Origin of the sequence: Argonema antarcticum A004/B2 (assembly GCF_023333585.1) — a bacterium.
Taxonomy (GTDB): domain Bacteria; phylum Cyanobacteriota; class Cyanobacteriia; order Cyanobacteriales; family Aerosakkonemataceae; genus Argonema; species Argonema antarcticum.
On the sequence record NZ_JAIQZN010000045.1, the window covers coordinates 1 to 19,807 of the forward strand.

Consider the following 19,807-nt stretch of genomic DNA (forward strand, 5'->3'; position numbering starts at 1 on the left):
CAACCTGAACAGTCAGGAAGCTTATAGCACTTGATCTAGGCTAAACATAAACCGCTGAGTTTGACTCACAGATTTCTTTTTGTTTTTAGAAGCGGTAGTAGGCAGTAGGTGGTGGGGAAGAAGGGAGGGGGAGAGGGAAAGGGAAAATTCCCCTTTCCCCTTAACTTTTCCCATTACCCATTCCCATTCCCATTAGCTTTCACAAGGTCAACTTCTGACCATTTTGCTTCATGAGCTTCTGGTAGTGCATCTTCCTCTTCGGTAGTCCAGCCAAGAGTTGCAGCTTTGATCGCTTCAATAGAAAACTTTGGCGTGCGATCGGCATACAATAGACCGTTAGCTTCCTGGTAGGTATCCGTTAGCTGGGTGTAGCAAAAGCCGCTGAACATTTCTACCTTGTTGACTGCATTTAGCAAGGCGGTATAGTTCTTTTGCAACTCGGAGACATTGGAAAATTGCGCGTATCCCCAGATTTTGTCAGCATTGGGGGTTTCCCTTGCGGCATAGGCTATACCGCCAAACTCGGTGAGCATTACTGGCTGTCCGCTATGAGAATAGCCATCCAGCGTCAGGACGCGACCTCCCGGACGGCGGCGATCGAAGAGTTCCGTTATGTTAACCTGTGGCCCGTAGCGCTTTGCTAAGCTCTTGGCCTTGTTGCGATCGTGAACTCCGTAATCGTGGATACCGATGATATCAGTTGCCGTACTCTCCCAGCCGTCGTTGCCAATCACCGGACGAGTCGGGTCTAGGGTTTTGGTCAAGTGGTAGAGTGCTTGGACGTAGTTACGGTGAGCCGCCGTCGCCGTCAAGTCGGGAACTCCCCACGATTCGTTGAAGGGCACCCACACCACGATGCACGGGTGGCTGGAATCTCGCTCGATTACCTCAGTCCATTCTTTGGTGATGCGTTCTACGGCTTTGGGGGTGAAACGATAGGCGCTGGGCATTTCTTCCCAGACCATCAGACCGAGTACATCCGCCCAGTACAAGAAGCGAGGATCTTCTATTTTTTGGTGCTTGCGGACACCGTTGAAGCCCATTGCTTTGACTAGCTCGACATCCTGCCGCAGCGCTTCATCTGAGGGTGCGGTAGTCAGCGTGTCCGGCCAGTAGCCTTGGTCTAGAACTAGGCGCAGATAGTAGGGATGCCCGTTGAGCATGAAGCGATCGCGCTGTATACTTACCGTCCGCATTGCTGTATAAGACTTTACTTCATCAAGTAGAGTGTCATTATGCCACAGTTGCACCTTTACATCTATTAAAGTTGGTTTTTCGGGACTCCACAACAACTCGTTACGGTAGTCGTCGATACCAGGGTCAGAAAGTGCGATGCGTCGGTGGATCTCGCCGTTGATCACTTCGTAGGTATCGTTCACCAGCAGTTGGCAGCCAACTGTCAGTTTGACTTTTATTTGGATACCATCGTCCAGTGCGCCCGCAACAAAAGCTTCAAAGCCAATTTCCCAGCGATCGAAATGCGGCGTCCAGCGGATACGATCGATATAAGTGCTGGGAACAACCTCAGCCCAAACCGTCTGCCAGATGCCGCTGGTACGCGGATACCAAATACTGTGCGGTTCCAGCTGCCAATCTTGCTTTCCACGCGGCTTAGCTAAATCGTGCGGGTCGTCCTGCGCCCAGACTGTTACTCTCTGAAGCCCATTTTCATTCAATACAGGTGTAATATCGATGCTGAAAGGGGTGTATCCGCCTTCATGTTCCGCCATGAATTGACCGTTGACCCACACGCGCGCGTGATAGTCTACAGCCCCGAAGTGGAGCAGCACCCGACCGTCACCCTTATCTACCTCAAATTCGCGCTCGTACCAGCAGTTCGGGTGAAAACCCGTGTCGCCTATACCGCTTTTGGCAGATTCCGGAGCAAACGGAACTTCAATAGTATGAGTCCATTTAGTAATATCGCTAGGTCTAGTAAATCTTCCTCGATCGTCAAAAGTGAAGCTCCAAGGGCCGTTGAGGCAAATCCAGTTAGCCCGCTGTAACTGCGGACGCGGATAAGCTGTTTCAGGCTGGGAAACAACAGCGCCGTTGTTGCGATCGGTGGGATTTTTCACATAACAATCTTCAAGCCACTTACCAAAAGTGTTCATAACACATCTACCATAGGTTATATCTCTAGCTTACCCACTGATCCCCGACCTGTAACTATTTTTTTTAAATTAGTTGAAAAAAATTTTTAAGCCTTACAGAATGGTAATTCTTACTGATGAGTACGCTAGTAAGCCGGTTTTTTTCCGCTCGCAGTTTCGTTGCGATCGAATATATAGCGGGAAAGCGATGGGATCGGATACAGCGCTTTTTCTCCCACTCTAGCAATCCCCCACTCCCCCACTCGTTAAAATGCTGTACCTCACTCAAAGACAAAACCCGCTGTAGTTTTCCCAGCCGGGAGATACCGTAGCAATACCAATGCAGTCTCAGGTAACTGAGGAAAATCTGTAGATTGTTAAACTACTGATTTTCTAACCATTTTTTGGTCAATTGCTGAACCAGCCTTCTAAAGGGTGAGAGCATGGCCGTTCTCGATATGTTGCTCCAAAGTACTACGTGCTATTAGGTTAGAGTACATTGTGAGAGCCTGAGCCACAACCTGATCCATATTGTAATACTTGTACGTCGCCAAGCGTCCTACGAAATGCACATGAGGAGTTGCCTCAGCCAACGCCTTGTATTTCTTGTAGATTTCGGCATTTTCTGGGCGCGGTACAGGGTAGTAAGGGTCTCCCTCAGCACGCGGCAACTCGTAGACAATGCTAGTTTTCCCGTGTGACTGTCCCGTCAGATACTTGAACTCCGTAACGCGGGTATATAGATGTTCGTTGGGATAGTTCACCACTGGCGCTGGTTGATATATCGGTGTATTGTGCGTTTCGTGTTTAAATTCCAGCGATCGATAAGGTAACTTCCCGAAGCGATAATCGAAGAAGGCATCAACAGGCCCTGTATAGACCATTTCCCGATACGGAATCACATCCTGAATCTCCCGGTAATCGGTGTTGAGCATCACCTTAATGTTCGGATGAGACAAAATCTTCTCGAACATTCGGGTATAGCCGTGTAGCGGCATCGCTTGATACGAGTCCGTGAAATATCGATCGTCCCGGTTCGTCCGGGTTGGCACGCGGGCTATTACAGACTTGTCCAGTTCAGACGGGTCCATACCCCATTGCTTGCGGGTGTAGTTGCGGAAAAACTTCTCGTAGAGTTCCCGACCCACTTTGCTGACAACTACATCTTCTGAGGTGCGGATATATTCTTTTGGTTCAGCTACCGACTCGAAAAACTTGGTCAACTCGAATGAGTTAAGATTCAGTCCGTAAAGCTTATTGACAGTATCGAGGTTAATTGGAATTGGCAGCAGCTGACCATCCACGCTGGCAAGTACGCGATGCTCGTATTGTCGCCACTCAGTGAATTTCGAGAGATACTCAAATACTTCGCGGGAGTTGGTGTGAAAGATGTGCGGCCCGTATTTATGCACGAGAATACCGGCATCATCATAACAATCGTAGGCATTCCCGCCAATATGATTGCGAGTATCAACAATGAGAATTTTTTTGCCAAGTTGAGTGGCAAGTCTTTCTGCAAGGACGCTTCCAGAGAATCCCGCTCCGACAATTAGGTAATCGAACATAGTTAGTTATTAGTTGTTAGTTGATGGTTAATAGCTTTTTGTCATTAGTCACCAGTCATTAGTCATTTGTTAATTGTCAAAAGTTATTTGTTGAATATTTTGCAACCAATGACCAATGACTAATGACTAATGACTACTAACGATTGACGGCTGACTGCATCAGTTCCGTCATGCTTGCCCAAGTCCGATCCCAAGAGTTTTGTGCTAGGAAGGCATCAACGCTCAAGAGCCATTCCGATCGATCGCGATTTTCATCCATCGCCGCCTCAACTGCTGCAACAAAGTCTGCAACTGTATCTGCAATTCGCACCAAACCGTTCTCTCCGTAGGGACGAACAACATCTCGGATTGAGGTAGACACAACTGGCTTACCTGCGGCGAGGTATTCTGGAGTTTTGGTAGGGCTAATAAAGCGTGTTGAGGAGTTGCGTGCAAACGGCAGCATCGCCACATCCCACCCGGCAAGATATGCAGGCAGCTCTTTATATGATTTGCCCCCAAGATAATGAATATTTTGGGGGCGAGGCAGGATTGCTGGGTCTATTTTGACTACAGGGCCGATGATAACTAGATGCCAGTCGGGTCTCGCTGCGGCAATGCCTCCAAGCAGTTCGATATCCATCCGTTCGTCTATCACGCCAAAGAATCCCAAGCGGGGATGGGGAATATCTGTTTGGTCTGCTGGATCGGCTGTGAAGTTTCTCGCCTGTGCAAAGTGCGCCTTTTCGATGCTACTGGGAAATGCGTAGATGTTCGGGTGGCGATCGCGTTTTGCTTCGTAAAGGCTTTGTCCGCCTGTAAACACTATGTCGGCACGCTTGAGGAGTTCAGCTTCGGATTCCCTCATCGCAGGCGGCGCTCCGTTGAATGCTGACAGCTCGTCCATGCAATCGTAGACGATCGCTAGCGGCTTTAAGTGGTGCGTGAATGCCATAGCCATCGGTGTGTAGTACCAGAATATGTACTGGCTAATTTGGCGTTCTGCAAATAAGCTAGACAGCAGTATTTGTAGATCTGCATTTACTTCTTCTTGACTCAATCCTTCTTTCAAGTGCGGCACCACAACCCAAACCCCACTCTCGCGCCTGCCGATCTCCAGTCCCCCTGAAGAGTCGCTGCTAAAAATTGGCTCTTCGATAAAGAATACACGCCGCTCTTTTGCACAGCGGCTCAGAAGATGTTGGGGTCTTTGGTACACAAAATCCCAACGCAAATGTGACAAACAGACTAAATCGGGCGGCTCGGTTGGGGAAGGTGCGACGGGCTTAAAATGCTTGTAGGACGAGTCAATCGAAGATTTCAAAGTAGGTATTGATGGCGATTCAGCTTGCATAATATATAGCTGAACTTCGTCCTGCTGCGCTAACGCTTCACGCTTCTCCCCTGACACAACATTGCTAATATCGTTTTTTATTTGAGCTTTGTGTGGGGACATAGTTAGCCTCAGATATCGGTTAAGTAGATTTTTTGAGATGTTTTAGCAAATGGATATGAGAACTTCGCTTGGAGGTTTCCAAGCACAAGTTATACAAGGATGAGCATCGTGAAAATATCGCTCCAGTGGCCTTTGCTAGCGTAGAATCGCTGTTTTACTTACAGCTTTCATAAATCGCGAGGCAGTTGTTTATTCTTGAATTTGCTACTGATAATAATGCTATAAGCTTTTATTTAACTGGTCTTCTCCCTCAAGGATGAAAATATTACTACTGCCGCTAAAAATATTTACTCAGTTTCTACCTAAACTGCCCTGAAGGAAAAGCTGCTTCTACCTAAAGTATAAACTTTACGTTCAATAAAATTGTTATTTATAATACAAAAAACTTTTATATTTAGTGCTAAGTAATTTCCCAGTGTTTCTCTGTCTCTTGAATGGTATAGATTACTTCTTTAGGCGTAGGAGCCTTGACAATGGAGACTACAGTGCTGCAAAAATCGAGATGGAATTTGGGGACTCCCAGCAAAATGAAGATGGACGTAAGAAGCATGAACTTGCTGCAACTGCCATCCTTCTTGTGTTGGTACACTTTGGGAATTATACCCTCGTACTTCAAACAAAGGTGTTGCCGGTGCTTTAGATAAACTAGAGCGGTGAAACTCATGACCCCAAACTGTTGCCCCAGCTGGTAGGAGGGGAGTATCTTGCAGTGCAGTTGCCTGTCGATAACCTAATGTTAGACGCTCACCCATTACAGCTGTTGTAGGCAATACTCCTACCATCGGCCAAGATTGCCCATTAAAATCAACTATTTGTTCGCACAAATACATTAAACCGCCACACTCTGCATAAGTGGGCATTCCAGATCGAATCGCCGACCGAACGGCATTGAGTGCTGACCAATTTGACGATAATTCTTGTGCAAATATTTCTGGGAAACCACCCCCAAAATATAGTCCTTGGACTCCCGCAGGTATTCCAGGATCGGTGAGTGGACTCCAAGACACCAGTTGGGCACCTAACTCTTCTAGGAGATCTAGGTTATCTGCGTAGTAGAAACTGAAAGCGCGATCGCGTGCGATCGCGATTTTGGATTTTGGATTTTGGATTTTGCGCGAAGTGGGCGTCTTGGCGGTTCCCGTCACGATGCCCACCTTCGCAAGAGAGGATTTTGGATTTTGGATTTGTAATTTTTCTTTACATCTCAGTAGGGGCAACAGCTGTTCCCAATCAAAACAGGTGTCTCCTAAATGTGCAAGTCGATCTATTATAATATCTAACTGGGGAAGTTCTGCTGTGGGCACTAAACCGAGATGTCGGTCACCAATTGTAATATCATCCTGACGCCGCAATACTCCCACAATGGGTAAATTTAAAGGTTCGAGGGCATCTTTGAGCAGTTCCAGATGGCGATCGCTCCCTACCCGATTTAACACTACCCCAGCTAATTTTATCCTGGGATCGAAAGAACGATAGCCATGCGCGATTGCCGCCACCGATCCCGATAACCGACTGCAATCAATTACAAGTGCTACGGGCAAATTTAGCAGATCTGCAATGTGAGCCGTACTCGCTTCATGGATCGTCCTCGGCTTAGATTCTTCTCCGTACCCCTTCACCCCATCAAATAAACCCATCACCCCTTCCACCAAGGCATATTCGACGCCTTGGGTATGACGGGCAAAACATTGCTGCGGGTAAGACTGATTTGTCAAAACCGGATCTAAATTGCGACAAGGTAACCCGGTAACATACTGATGAAACATCGGGTCGATGTAATCAGGGCCAACCTTAAAAGATTGAACATTGAGATTCCGACGCTTCAAAGACGCTAGCAGGGCGAGTGTGACTGTTGTCTTGCCCACCCCGCTGCGTTCGCCTGCAATAATTAAAGCCATTTTTTAGGGGCTAGGGGCTAGGGGCTAGGGAAGAAAGAATTTTAGATTAAAGAATTGAAAATTGAAAGAGAAAATTTTAGATTTCAGATTTCTTTCTTGAAATCTAAAATCTAAAATCTAAAATTTCCTAGCCTCCTGCCAATTTGAGAATAGCAGCCGTGACAGCCATACTTTCCTCGTAAAGACGATCGCGCCCCCAGCGTTGCAACTGCTGACCGAGCAAGTTTTCCGCCTTTTGGTCAAACAGCGGCGTTACTTGTTGAATGCGACAGGATTGGGCTCCGCCGCCCGCTTCCATCCGCATACAACCGCCCGTTTCGGAACACAGAACAGTACAGCAGTCAGCGTTCATGTTCGTAGAGGTCAAACGCAGGGCAATGAGGTCACCCGGTATGTCGCCTGAATCAGCCGTGGGAATTGCGGCCAGTTCTGCTTCTATTTGTCGCCCATCGGCAGCCATGAACTGAATGCGCTTGATGTCGTAGTCGCCGCCTTCTTGTTGATGAGAGACGGGTTGCCATTGTAGCCGACTTGCTAGCCAACCCAGATACATGAGTGGCTGAGTGGGATTGCCTTTTTCGTAGTCTAGAGTGACGCGATCGATCTCCTTAATCGAAGCACGACGTTCGGGGGGGTCAAACGCCTCTGCGCTCAACTCTTGCCATGCAGCTAGACGACGCCAGTTGAGGTCGGAAATGGGAATGCCAGACTCTAGCAAGCTTTGCACTTGCAGCAACTCTGCCGCTGGATCGTTGAAGTGACTGGAGTCAATAATAATTGAATTGCAAGACTCTGACAGTCGCTTGAACAGGCTGTTTTCCAGGTCGGGTGTTGCCTTCCACCAGAGGAATTTGGGCAGATCGCCGATCAGTAGTGCAGGAAGCATTCCCGCAATACGTTCTATTGCTGCTTCTGTACCTCTGAGGGTGATGTATTCGCAGCAGATCAGGCTATTGCCAGTTTGCTTTTGCACGGGACAGTAGGCGGATACCTGAGCTGTTACGCCTTCATCTTCTCCTGCCATTGGGCAAAGGGCGAGGATGCGGCAAGGGTTGGCTGCGGCTATAGCATCTGCTACACCAGCACCGCCAGCATCTTGAGCATACTGGGGAATCACTGGACTGTTTATATCTAGTGTGACGGCCTGCCCCCGTTTTTTAGCAACTTCTTCTCGCAATCGAGCTACTGTTTCCGGGTTCGACTTCCCAGTCACCGGCAGTTTGAAGGTTTTCTGAGCAGCTTCCAGAGCCCAGGAGGTGCGCGGCCCATCAATTCCATCGATCGGGCCGGTGTAAAATCCCAAAACTGCTAAAAGTTGTTGAGTTTCTTCTGGTTCGTAAACCACCAAGCTAAATGTCGCGGCTCTAGTTGCAGCAGGATAAGCACCGTCACCGTCACTGCTGTAACTTTGCCAAATTTGACTGAGTTCTGACTCAATCTCGTCGATGGAGATATCCTTTGGCGGCTGCAAGGAAACGATCGGAGCGGATTTTGTAGCCATAATCTTATTTGGGATGAAAAGATTTTAGATAATCGAATTGAAGACTTAGAACGATTTTAGATAGGCGGATTTTGGATTATCGATCGACTCGTCAAGCTGTCAAAAATTTTCAGACCCAGGAGTTAACCCCAATCCAAAATCCAAAATCTAAAATCTAAAATTCTTAAAGTCTGCGCCACCGACGACCATCACGGTTAATCAGGTGTTCGGCTTGGGCTGGTTCCCAAGTTCCCGCTTCATACTGAGGAATCTTAGCTGGATCGGTGGGTGCTTCCCAGACTGTGAGCGCTGGTGTCACCACCCGCCAAGCTTCTTCCACTTCATCGGCACGAGTAAAGAGAGTTTGGTCGCCGATCATGCAGTCAAGCAACAAGCGATCGTATGCGTCGCCACTCGTCTGTCCAAAAGCCGCACCATATCGGAAGTCCATCTCCACGGTACGACTTCGCACTTCCAGTCCCGGCATTTTTACTTCAAAACGCAAAGCTATTCCCTCATTCGGTTGAATCCGCATAATCAGCACGTTGGCATTAACTTGTTGCGCTGCTGATTGAAACAACAAATAAGGCACTTCGCGAAACTGGATGGCAATCTCGGATACTTTTTTCGGTAGCCGCTTGCCGGTTCTCAGGTAAAACGGCACTCCTTGCCAGCGCCAGTTATCAATCAAAAATTTCATCGCCACATACGTTGGTGTAGTGGAATTCGGATTCACCCCGGGCTCTTGTCGATATCCCGCCACAGGTTGACCCTTCATCCAACCACTAGCATACTGGGCTCGGATGGCTGAGTATTCCAGGTTACGCACATCTGCCAGGTGGGTAGCTTGAATTACTTTAACTTTTTCACCGCGAACGCTATCGGCATCTAGGGAGTTGGGCGGCTCCATTGCTGTGAGACAAAATAGTTGCATTAGGTGGTTCTGCACCATGTCGCGCAACGCGCCGGAGGTTTCGTAGTAGCCGGCGCGGTCTTCTACTCCGACTGTTTCTGCTACGGTGATCTGGACGTGATCGACGAACTGGCGATTCCATAATGGTTCAAAAATCGCGTTGGCAAAGCGAAACACGAGTAAGTTTTGAACGGTTTCTTTGCCCAGATAGTGGTCGATGCGGTAAACCTGCTCTTCTTTACAGGTTTGACGCACTACTCGGTTGAGACTGCGGGCTGAACTCAAGTCGCGACCAAAGGGCTTTTCAATCACCAGTCGGGTTTTAATGGGATCTTCGAGCATCTGTGCTGTCCCTAACTGGCGAATTGCTTCTGGAAAGAAGTTAGGAGAAACGGCTAGGTAGAAAACCCGATTTCCCCGCGTGCCCCGTTGACCATCCAGTTCGCTGAGAAATTGTTTCAGTTTCTGATAGCTTTCCGGGTTGTCGATATCGCCGGGGCAATAGAACAAGCCTTGGGCAAAGTCTTGCCAAACTTCCTCAGAACCAATGCCATCCGAGAACTGCTCAATTCCTTCCCGCATTTGTTCGCGAAAGTAATCGTGGCTCCAATTCCTACGGGCAACACCTACGATCGTGATTTCTGGGGGCAGTCGGCGATCGCGTTTGAGATGATAAATCGCTGGCACCAGTTTGCGTTGGGTGAGGTCGCCGGATGCCCCAAAGATGACGATGATCAGGGGTTCTGGTGTGCGTTCTTGTTGTAAGCCTACGCGGAGGGGATTTTCTAGGAGTGTTACCATCTTCTATTTTTTTCCTTCTATAGCTTCGAGTCTTGCTAGTACCGCTTCATATTTTGCTGTCATTTCGGAAAGTTGCTGAGTCAGAGAGTTGACTTGGGTGGTTAGGGCGTTAATTTGGCTTTCATAAATTCAGCTTTGATCTCCGCCCTAATTTGACCCCTGAGTTCCTCTGTTATTTCAAATCGGAGTTCTTCTCTTATTTGAGCCCTAAGTTCCTCTCTTATTTGAGCCGCGATCTCTTCTCTGAGTTCAGATCTTACTTCTTCCCTAATTTTTTCCCTTTCGTAAGCCAGACGGACTTCCCAATCGATGTCTCGTTGCCTGAGTTCGGCTTTAAGCTGCCTGTTTTCCTCACGCAACTGCTCTATTTCGGCAGCAACCGCAGCAGTACGGCGTTCCCTGTCCAGATCTCTTTGTCTGATTTGCTCCTTGAGGCGCTGATTTTCCAGGCGCAACTGCCCCAATTCTTCTGAAGTATCCCCAGCAGTTCGCCTTGTTGTTCGGGAAGACACTCGCTCGTCAACCAAGCGCTGAACAGCTGCACCAGTGGGGATGCCGTTGGGTGCTGAGGCTACTGCTTCTTGCCAGAGTTCCAGTTGTAGTTCTGGTGAGAGTCCTGTTAATGGACGGACTTGACGTTCACTTTTAGGAATTTGTGTACCATTGGTACACAAATTTTGGAGAACGTGAGCGGCATCAATAAATTGATAGGCTCTTCGTCTCGCTATGCCCCACTTCTCCTTGCAATAATCCTCAAAGGTTTTGTGGGTTTCCCGATATAGTTTCTTTTCCCGAATCTCATCAAGAGCTTTACCAACCTCATAAAACGTCTGAAGTCCTTGTTCGACGATCGCTTCTAGTTCTTCAAGCCGACGCTGTTCGGTGGGGTCGAGTTGGGCGTTGGCACAGTCGCTTTGTAAGATATCGTTTGCAGTTGGCATAACGGTAAATTCCCCCGATCGCAATTATTCTCATTTAGGCGGTCGCTGGCTGTTCTCACGATCGCTTTGATTAAAGCAATTCCCTCTACTGGGAGCCAAAGTTGGGGGAATGGAAGAGTAAAAAGTAAAGGAATCAAATTTAATTCTTGCCCTTTCCCTCTTCACCCTTCTCCCTTCCCCCTTGGGCTTCAACCTAAACAGGCGCTAGGTGTTTGACCTTAGTTTCCAGCGAGTCCATCAGGGATTGGAACGGCTTTACGAACTTATCAATCCCTTCCACCAGCAGTTCATCCATGACTTGATTGATATCGATGTCAATGTCTGGATCTTTGAGACTTTCGATCAGGTGGTAGGCTTCTTCCACCCCAGTCTCAATGCGACTGGCAACATCGCAGTGGTCGGCGCAGGCTTCAATGGTGTTGGGTGGCAGGGTATTTACGGTGTCCGGGCCAACTAGCTCATCGACGTACATGACATCGCTGTAGTGAGGGTCTTTGGTGCTAGTGGAAGCCCAAAGGAGCCGCTGAACTTTGGCACCTTTCTCTGCTAATGCTTTCCAGCGATCGGTCTGAATAATTTCTTTGTACTTCTGGTAAGCGATTTTGGCGTTGGCGATCGCTACTTTGCCTTTAACTGCTTTGAGTGCTGCTTCCTTTTCGATCCGGTCAACACCTGAAGAGAGCTTGTCGTCAATGCGCTTATCAATATTAATGTCGATCCGACTGAGGAAGAAACTCGCTACTGAGGCAATGTTGCTGATGTCCTTACCTTCCGATGCCCGTTTTTCCAAGCCCCGAATGTAAGCCCATGCCGTATTTACATAGCTTTCCACGGAGAACAGCAGAGTGACGTTGACATTGATCCCGTCCGCGATTACTTCCTCAACCGCAGGCAAACCCGCCGCAGTACCGGGAATCTTGATCATCACATTTTCGCGACCAAGTTCTTGGTAATAGCGGCGGGCTTCTGCGATCGTAGCTTCCGTATCGTCAGCGATCGTGGGCGGCACTTCAATGCTGATGTAACCATCCAGTGCATTCGACTCTTCATAGACAGGGCGGAAGATATCGCAAGCATGGCGGATATCGTCAAAAACCAGAGATTCGTAAATTTTGTAAGTTGGTAGTCCGGCGCTGATGCCTTTTTCGATATCGGCGTCGTAGATTTTGTTTCCGGCGATCGCTTTCTCAAAAATGGCTGGATTGGAAGTGATCCCACGAATTCCGCGATCGTCAATCATTCGTTTGAGTTCGCCGGACTCGATCAAATCGCGAGTCAAATTATCCATCCAGATACTTTGGCCGTATTCTTTGATTTCCAATATATGATTGGTTGTCATTGTGTTCCTTTTTTTACTCGTAACTACTTGTGGTCAGAAGAGGTTAGGGGCTAGGGGCTAGGGGCTAGGGGCTAGGGGAAGAGGGGAAGAGGGAGAATTTTCTTTCTTTTGACTTTTGACTTTTGACTTTTGACTTTTGACTTTTCTAGCCTCTAGCCCCTTCTTTAATGCGTTCCGTGATGAAAGATTCCAGCAGGGCTACATCGTCTTTACTGCCAATAAACAGGGGTGTGCGGGCATGGATTTTATCCGGCACGGCATCCAAAATTTCCTGAGTTCCCGTACTGGCACGACCACCCGCTTGCTCTACTAAAAAGGCTAAAGGAGCCGCTTCATAGAGGAGGCGTAACTTCCCTTGAGGTTGTTTGAGCGTACCGGGATATAAAAACACCCCTCCCTGAAACAGAATGCGGTGGAAATCACCTACCAGCGCCCCGCCATAGCGGGCAGTATAACCTTCATGGCGATGAACGTAGCGGATGTAATCGCGAATCGATTCCTCCCACTGCCAAAAGTTACCTTCATTGACGCTATAAATTGGGCCATGTTGTGGAATTTGGATGTTTTCGGAAGAGAGGATAAATTCACCCAAGCTGGGATCGAGGGTGAAGGAGTGAACACCCTTGCCGATCGAATAAACCAGCATAGTGCTTGGGCCATAAAGTATATAGCCTGCTGCTATTTGCTTGCGACCGTTTTGCAGCAAGTCTTGTGCAGACCCATCCTCATCAACCCCTTCTTGCTGGCGAATCGAGAAGATGGAGCCTACATTCAGATTGCTATCAATGTTAGACGATCCGTCGATCGGATCGTAGAGCAGAGTATAACGTCCGATCGGGCAGTTTTCTGGAATGTAGTAGGGTTTTTCCATTTCCTCGGACGCCAAGCGACAAACAAGGCCGCTCTGCTTGAATACCGAGATAAAAACATCATTGGCGTACATATCCATCTTTTTGACGGACTCTCCCTGCACGTTGACTTCCCCTGTGAATCCCAGCACGTTTGCCATTATCCCTGCTCTGCTGAGATGTCGAGAAATCAGTTTCCCTGCGAGTGCAATGCGATTCATCAGGGAGCTGAGGTCTTGTGCGTCTACCGAAAAGCTATGGAGTTGCTGCAAGACGTGACGGGATAAAGTTGTACAATCCCGATCTAGGCCGCGTTCCTGAGCTAAAGGCCGATTCTCATCTGCCATTGTGTTTGTCCTTCTCGAATGGCGCTTTTGTTTTGGAGGGAAGTTTTCTGGGCACTGACCCTACAGTTTCAACACCTAGCAGCCCTCCATTTCTATCTTAAGAAGGCTTTTTCTTCAGAGCCCTCTAACTTTAGATGAACTACAGAAATGGTTTTGGGTTGGGGGGAAGGGTCAGAGGGGCTAGGGGCTAGGGGCTAGGGAAGAGGGGAAGAGGGGAAGAGGGAAGGAGTGGGGGAGCAAGAGTTTGTTTCATCTAGAACGGGTTGCGTTGGTGTAGACTGCATAAGGCATTCGCCGCCCGTGAACCGCTCTAAAGTCCCACAAATATCATCCAAGTCTATAAAAACAAGTTGCTGGGCTTTTCGCAGTCTTGTTTTATACAAATTTGCGATCGGGAAGCAAAAACAAAGGGTCTGCCTTAAATTTAAGGCAGACCCTTTTTTCAACCTAAATCACATTCAATCGATCGAAATAGACTGCGGGCCAGTGCTTTTGCCATTGTTGTCTTGACTAGCAGGGGAAGTGGAGGTAGTAACGCCTGTCTGTTCGTCGAGCCAGCTTTTGATGGGATCTTCAGTCAGGTTGAGTCGAAATATACCAGAGAAAAACCCGCCCAGAAAGGAGACTGGGTGCTGGGTCAGTTCGTTGAAGATGGGGGTCAGTTCATCGAGGAACATTGGGAGTCTCCTTACAGTGCTACTTTGAGCGATCGATTCCACTGGGATTCTAGCGTGCGATCGCATCTGAATACGTGCCTATACAGGTTTTTGTTCCGGCATCATACATTTATCCGAATCGCAACCGGCTGGCCCTGCTTCTGTTAAATAGCCAGAATCGTAACGCATCAAGGCGGCAAGGAAATCATCGGTCTTGCGGCGGATTTCCACTTCTTTTAAGAGTCGATCGTACTCCTGTTTTGCGATCGGCTCAAATGGCAAGCGAGGGAAGTTTTGAAGCGAGTCGAATCGAGCTAGAAGTGCAGCAGAAATGTAGCCTTCATCATCTCGGATCGCTTCATAAATCCGAGTACCTAAAGCTTCTACTTCGTTTTCCCGCAATTCAATCGTGGCGCTTGTGTTGTGCCGCACATAGAATTTTTGAACCTGCATATAAAAGTCGGTTTGTGCCAAGGCTGAAAATTTGCCGATCTCAATTTCATCAGATCCCGGCAAGTCAGCCCAATCTACAGAAACGGGTATTTCGACAAGCCATTCCGAACATCGGGGATCGAAGGGGTCATTTAGCAAATTCCCATTTTCATCTTTGTCTGATTGAGATGGAATGACGTTATAACCGTAGTCAATGCAGGCTAAAGCTACCGGATCGTTTTTGCGGAATGTAATACGACGGATAAAACGTTGGGCTTTTGGTGGGTGCCATCCGGGAGACGCACCTGTGAGTAATGATTTTGTCCCCGATGGTTGAACTGTGGTGCAGCGATTGGGGCGTTTTAAGTTGTGGCGATCGCAATAATCCCATACTACCCGATGCACAGTTTCTCGCCAGCGGTTTAGATACTCCTCCTCACGCCGTTTAAATAGCACTCCTTGAGCAGTTTCCGGGCGTCCTTCTGCCCACCAGCGCAACCAATCAACACCAAAAGCATTGACAAAGAAGTCGAATAAACCTGTGAAGGATACGCCTACAATTGGGTCTAATTCGCGGCTATATTGATAGCGTGGTTCACCAAATTTGTGATTGAGTAAAACCGCTACAGATAAAGCCCCTGCGGTGAAAGCCTCCTCTTGTTCTTGGTAATTTTTAGGATCTATTTGGTTGAGATGTATCTCTGAAAGATTGCAATTGCCGGTTAATGTATTGCCAAAAACTCCCTTATTGTACTCTGATTCATTGAAGCAGTAAGTATTATGTAACCCCGGTAACTCCTCAACACTTTTGACGACTTGCCATTTACCTTCGTACTTAGCATCAGTTCCTTTGCTGACATCCAAACGTTGACAAGGAATCTCCTCGCATTCAGTAATTTGTAAGTAGTACAAATCCTGACTTCTGATACCATATTTAGTTATCGATCCCTGATGAGCTAAAAGATTCAGTGATGAGCGGATACCGCATTTTGTCAATAGCAACTGTACTCTGTAGGCTCGTTGGTAATCAGAGATATAAATCCCGATCCCGTTGCTTGATGTATTTGAGCCATCTGTATCAGCTAAACCTGCAATAAAATGCAGAATTGCTTGACGATTCCAACTAGCAATGACATTTAGCGCTTCTGGATTAGTCTTTAAGGCTTTGAGAAATAGTCCAGAAAACCCTAATTCAGTTACATCTGTAAAAGCAGGCGAATAGTCATAGTTTCGTTCATGTGACTTATTTCCTGATAAGGATAAAGCTGTCTTTTTGCCGTAAAGCCTGACTTTAGCATTATCCTTTTGGTCAGTAGTCTCATCTCCTACAGCTACTCCCAAGGTGTAAGCGTAACCAGGATCGATACTTAAACCATCCTGATACTGAATCTTAAAAGGTTCTGTGTGAATTGCATATCGGCTGGTATCCATCAAATCTTTTGTTTGAACTTCTTTGTACACTTTAGCAAAGCGATCTTTCACAAAAAATCGATGATACTCTGTTGCATCTAGGTAAGAACCATCACTAAACTGAACTCGATATAGTTTCCGGTTACTACCTGTTTTGAATGGTGTTACTTGGCTCCATTTTTGACCATTCCATATTTCAATTTCAGAGCCGACAACATCCTTTATTTCGTGCATTCCATCTTTAGTGATGAGTAGAGTTTCGCCACTCACACAGTGAAAGTTAGAACCGATGATTTCCAGTTTTGTTACCCTAGAAGCTTTTTATCCTCTAGCTCTACAGATTCCTATTTCTCTGTAGCTCGGCGTACATTTTCACCTGCAAATATGATTAATATTTTTTACAGATGCCTCGCACTCTTGCCAGGATTATATTCTTCAAAATAGAAGGTTCACCTGGTACGCTCTACGGTGCCAAAAGCTTTTTAATTCTTCTGATTACCACGGGATTAGCATTTCAGCATCCCCCGTATTTGCGGGGTTTTTAACGTGAGGCAAAATTACTTACCACACGGATTAAGTCCGACACGAGCTAAACGATGCTCTAGCTCATCGGGAGCAATATTAGGATAGTTTTCGTGCAACCATTGTTGAGCTTTACCTTCGCTGTAAGCTTTCAAAAAATTAGTTTTTAGCTCAGGGGTGTGTAGCAGATCGCAGTTAGATCTAGCAACTGATTCACCAGCCCATTGTATGGCACCCTCGCCAGAATAATATTGTTTGCGAACGGCTTCTATGCACTCTTCAAGAGTTGGTTTGTGGTGAAATACACGAGTATGGTTTGCCATTCTCAGGGAATCTCGTTCTGGATCGATGCGCCAGTTGCCATTGGCATCCTGCTGCCATAGATTAGATTTAGCATTAGCGAATAGTTCATCATCGCTAAAGCCTTGCCTCATGCCAGCTGACCTTCTAATATTTCCGGCCACTATCGTGACAGCAGCTTCATCAATTAATAGACAGCATTCGACTGAATTTAATTGTCTTCCTACAGCTTTATTCAGAATAGATGCAGCACGATCGTAAAGTTCTGCCAATTTAACAGGATTGGCAACTCCGCCAAAGCCTTTAAGAGGTTCTCCGGCTGCACGAACATCGCTTAAATCTATTGATACTTGAACTTCTCCTGAGAATTGTTCGTCGGTAGATAATTCTAGGAGAGTTTGATAAGATTTGACCCAGCCTTGACGACTGTCACCAACGTAGATGGTGACACGGTTTTCCTCTATTTTGACTTCTGTCTCTTCTCGACGCCGATCGGCTGGAGTAAAACCAATTTTATCTTGGACGCTGACATGGAGGCGATTGCGAATGGGGGGAAGTTGATTTATATACTTGGGTTCGAGGACTGCGCCTGTTCCACAGCCCATCATGGCTAAATCCATGAGCAAGCCAAAGGCTCTCCAGTCGTAGATGTTGGTGCTGCTGCAATTGTATGCACCGGAAAAGTTTTCTGGTTTCTCTACCCACTCGCTACCGCCTACCCACAGCCAGCGCCCGGAGGAGAGGGCTTTTAGCTGCTTCTGCATTCGGTGGATGAGGGCGGCTTCTGCGGGGGTGAGTTGGCCCAGTTTGGTCAAGCCTTTGACGGTGCGATCGCATACTTCTTCCCAAGTTTCTCGCCCTGTGTCGGTACGGCGGCTGTATGTTCTGAAAAACACGGGATTGGCTGCTGGGGCTGTTTCTGGAAACTGAGTACTCTGGTTGATTGACTCAAGTTCTCGAACCATATAGGTGAATTTGGGTTGAAAGTTGGATAGATTAATTACTATAAGCGATCGCACATCTAGGGTCAAAGGTTGAAATTTTCTGAATTATGCACTATGTATAGAGAAAAGTTTTGAGTTTTGGGTTTTAAGTTTTGAGTTAAAAAATTGATCTCTAGTCACCTGTTGGACTGATGACTAATTGCCGAGGCTGTCAATTCTCTGGTGCGTCAGAAGGATGTTCGGCGTTTGGGAGTGACTCTAGAAGTAGCAGGGCGTCCAGCTACGTCGGGATTCTGCACTGCGATCGCCTGCTGAATAATTCGGTCTGCGGCTGGTAAGACAGGTATATTTTACACGGCCTGAGACACCAACTGGGCTAGCACCACTTTGATAATCAAGGCTAGTCACAATATGCTCTGCTTGAATACCTGAGTCCCTAATCTAAAATTGGATGGATTTTTTTTACAACAGATGAACACAGATAAGAGCAGATTTATCTGTGTTCATCTGTTGTATGATTTCTGATTTAGATTCCCGCACCATCTAGGAATTCTTGAATTGCCTTATCTCTGATCCGACAACTGGGAAGATGACGATCGACTGAATCTGAATTTAGCAAGGCCCGCTCGCAACTATCGATCGCGGCGGCTATGCTAACTGGTATGCGAGATGGGATGGAAGAAACTTGATCTTGGAGGTCTTGCAGTTGTTGTTCCAGGGATTGTAAGCGATCGACCAAAGTGCGAATTACTTCAGCTTCAGAGTCCGGCAGACTGCCGTGTTCCAGAGGATTAACCCGCACTCCAGAGCGATAGATAATTCTACCGGGAATGCCGACGACGGTGCAATTAGAAGGAACATCGCGCAGCACTACCGATCCAGCACCAATGCGAACATTGTTGCCAATTTGGATATTGCCTAGCACTTTGGCACCGGCTCCCACTACCACATTTTCCCCTAACGTTGGGTGGCGCTTGCCGCTTTCTTTGCCCGTACCGCCAAGGGTGACGCCTTGATAGATCAAAGCATAGTCGCCCACGATCGCAGTTTCTCCAATTACGACACCCATCCCGTGGTCAATAAAAACCCCTTGGCCGATCGCTGCACCTGGGTGTATTTCAATACCCGTCAAAAAACGAGCTAGGTGGGATATGAAGCGGGGTATAAAGGGAATACCCAATACGTTTAGCCAGTGAGCAAAGCGATGAAACATCAGCGCTTGCAAACCGGGGTAGCAAAATAAGACTTCTAGCCAGTTGCGAGCAGCGGGGTCGCGCTCGAAGATGATGCGAAAATCAGCTAGCAGGGCGTTTAGCACGAGTGGTCACCAAATTTGGCAAAGCAGGCCAATTTCGATCTTAACGCCCTGAATGCCTTTTTTGTCTCGAACAACACTACAATCCGTTTTGGCTATTGCCGCACGGAGAGGGTGTAGTCGGTTCTGACTCCTTCGTTTTTGGCACCAACCCAGATGCTGTAGTTACCAGCTTTCCAGTCTGTGTCTTCCAGGGTTGCACTGCCGCAGCGAATGGTGCCGTTTGGGCCTTTGATTACCAAAGTGGTTGCGGTATCGCGGCTATCTACTCGTAGATTTAGTTTGGCAAAGTCTTGCTGCAAAGTCATGATGTGATCGGGAGTCTGATTGCCGCTATATCCCAAACAGAAGTTATTATGGCGATCGCGATTGGCTAGAGAAGGTAGCGAGAAAGATCCTCCTGTAGAACCTGTGGCGATCGCAGTTCCTGGCTCAAAGCCCGGTGCCAGACTAATTGTACCGAAATTCGCGGTTTGCGCGAAAACAGATGTAGCACTCAGAATAGCTATCCAAGCCAGGAATTTACTGTGTTTGAACTGCCGCATACCATTAAAGAACATTGCAACAG

At 47.5% G+C, this 19,807-nt stretch carries 15 protein-coding genes; all 15 read right to left on the minus strand.

Translation table 11 applies throughout. The features are described from left to right. Nucleotides 1–173: 173 nt before the first annotated feature. Entirely contained in the window at nucleotides 174–2,114 is a 1,941-nt protein-coding gene (locus LAY57_RS19110; RefSeq protein ID WP_249068408.1) for a glycoside hydrolase family 2 protein, read from the minus strand. A 407-nt stretch (nucleotides 2,115–2,521) separates the two neighbouring features. Beyond that, nucleotides 2,522–3,658 (minus strand): UDP-galactopyranose mutase, encoded by a 1,137-nt coding sequence (gene glf, locus LAY57_RS19115; protein ID WP_249068409.1) that lies wholly within the window; start codon nucleotides 3,656–3,658, stop codon nucleotides 2,522–2,524. A gap of 136 nt (nucleotides 3,659–3,794) precedes the next feature. Then, complete coding sequence (locus LAY57_RS19120) at nucleotides 3,795–5,093, minus strand: glycosyltransferase family 1 protein (protein WP_249068410.1); 1,299 nt, start codon at nucleotides 5,091–5,093, stop codon at nucleotides 3,795–3,797. Nucleotides 5,094–5,545: 452 nt separating this feature from the next. Further along, nucleotides 5,546–6,991, minus strand: coding sequence for a cobyrinic acid a,c-diamide synthase CobB (locus tag LAY57_RS19125; protein ID WP_249068411.1), 1,446 nt, complete (start codon nucleotides 6,989–6,991; stop codon nucleotides 5,546–5,548). Between the two features lie 127 nt (nucleotides 6,992–7,118). Then, nucleotides 7,119–8,492, minus strand: coding sequence for a glucose-6-phosphate dehydrogenase assembly protein OpcA (gene opcA / locus LAY57_RS19130; protein WP_249068412.1), 1,374 nt, complete (start codon nucleotides 8,490–8,492; stop codon nucleotides 7,119–7,121). Between the two features lie 163 nt (nucleotides 8,493–8,655). After that, entirely contained in the window at nucleotides 8,656–10,185 is a 1,530-nt protein-coding gene (zwf, locus tag LAY57_RS19135) for a glucose-6-phosphate dehydrogenase (protein WP_249068413.1), read from the minus strand. A 101-nt stretch (nucleotides 10,186–10,286) separates the two neighbouring features. Beyond that, nucleotides 10,287–11,126, minus strand: a complete 840-nt coding sequence (locus tag LAY57_RS19140; protein ID WP_249068414.1) for an MICOS complex subunit MIC60 — start codon at nucleotides 11,124–11,126, stop codon at nucleotides 10,287–10,289. Between the two features lie 193 nt (nucleotides 11,127–11,319). Then, nucleotides 11,320–12,465: a transaldolase gene (gene tal, locus LAY57_RS19145; protein WP_249068415.1), complete on the minus strand. Its 1,146-nt coding sequence runs from the start codon at nucleotides 12,463–12,465 to the stop codon at nucleotides 11,320–11,322. A gap of 145 nt (nucleotides 12,466–12,610) precedes the next feature. Beyond that, nucleotides 12,611–13,660 carry a class 1 fructose-bisphosphatase gene (gene fbp / locus LAY57_RS19150; RefSeq protein ID WP_249068416.1) on the minus strand — a complete coding sequence of 350 codons (1,050 nt, stop codon included), beginning with the start codon at nucleotides 13,658–13,660 and terminating at the stop codon, nucleotides 12,611–12,613. A gap of 458 nt (nucleotides 13,661–14,118) precedes the next feature. Then, nucleotides 14,119–14,337, minus strand: a complete 219-nt coding sequence (locus tag LAY57_RS19155) for a ssl0294 family protein (protein WP_249068417.1) — start codon at nucleotides 14,335–14,337, stop codon at nucleotides 14,119–14,121. Between the two features lie 78 nt (nucleotides 14,338–14,415). Then, nucleotides 14,416–16,428 (minus strand): ribonucleoside-triphosphate reductase, adenosylcobalamin-dependent, encoded by a 2,013-nt coding sequence (gene nrdJ / locus LAY57_RS19160; protein WP_338022443.1) that lies wholly within the window; start codon nucleotides 16,426–16,428, stop codon nucleotides 14,416–14,418. Between the two features lie 287 nt (nucleotides 16,429–16,715). Then, a complete protein-coding gene (gene nrdJ, locus LAY57_RS19165) occupies nucleotides 16,716–17,945 on the minus strand; it encodes a ribonucleoside-triphosphate reductase, adenosylcobalamin-dependent (RefSeq protein WP_249068419.1) in 1,230 nt (409 codons plus the stop codon). 237 nt (nucleotides 17,946–18,182) lie between these two features. After that, nucleotides 18,183–18,332, minus strand: coding sequence for a hypothetical protein (locus tag LAY57_RS19170; RefSeq protein ID WP_249068420.1), 150 nt, complete (start codon nucleotides 18,330–18,332; stop codon nucleotides 18,183–18,185). 118 nt (nucleotides 18,333–18,450) lie between these two features. Next, nucleotides 18,451–19,242, minus strand: coding sequence for a serine O-acetyltransferase (gene cysE / locus LAY57_RS19175; protein ID WP_249068421.1), 792 nt, complete (start codon nucleotides 19,240–19,242; stop codon nucleotides 18,451–18,453). Between the two features lie 92 nt (nucleotides 19,243–19,334). Further along, nucleotides 19,335–19,784 (minus strand): hypothetical protein, encoded by a 450-nt coding sequence (locus LAY57_RS19180; protein ID WP_249068422.1) that lies wholly within the window; start codon nucleotides 19,782–19,784, stop codon nucleotides 19,335–19,337. Between the last annotated feature and the right edge of the window lie 23 nt (nucleotides 19,785–19,807).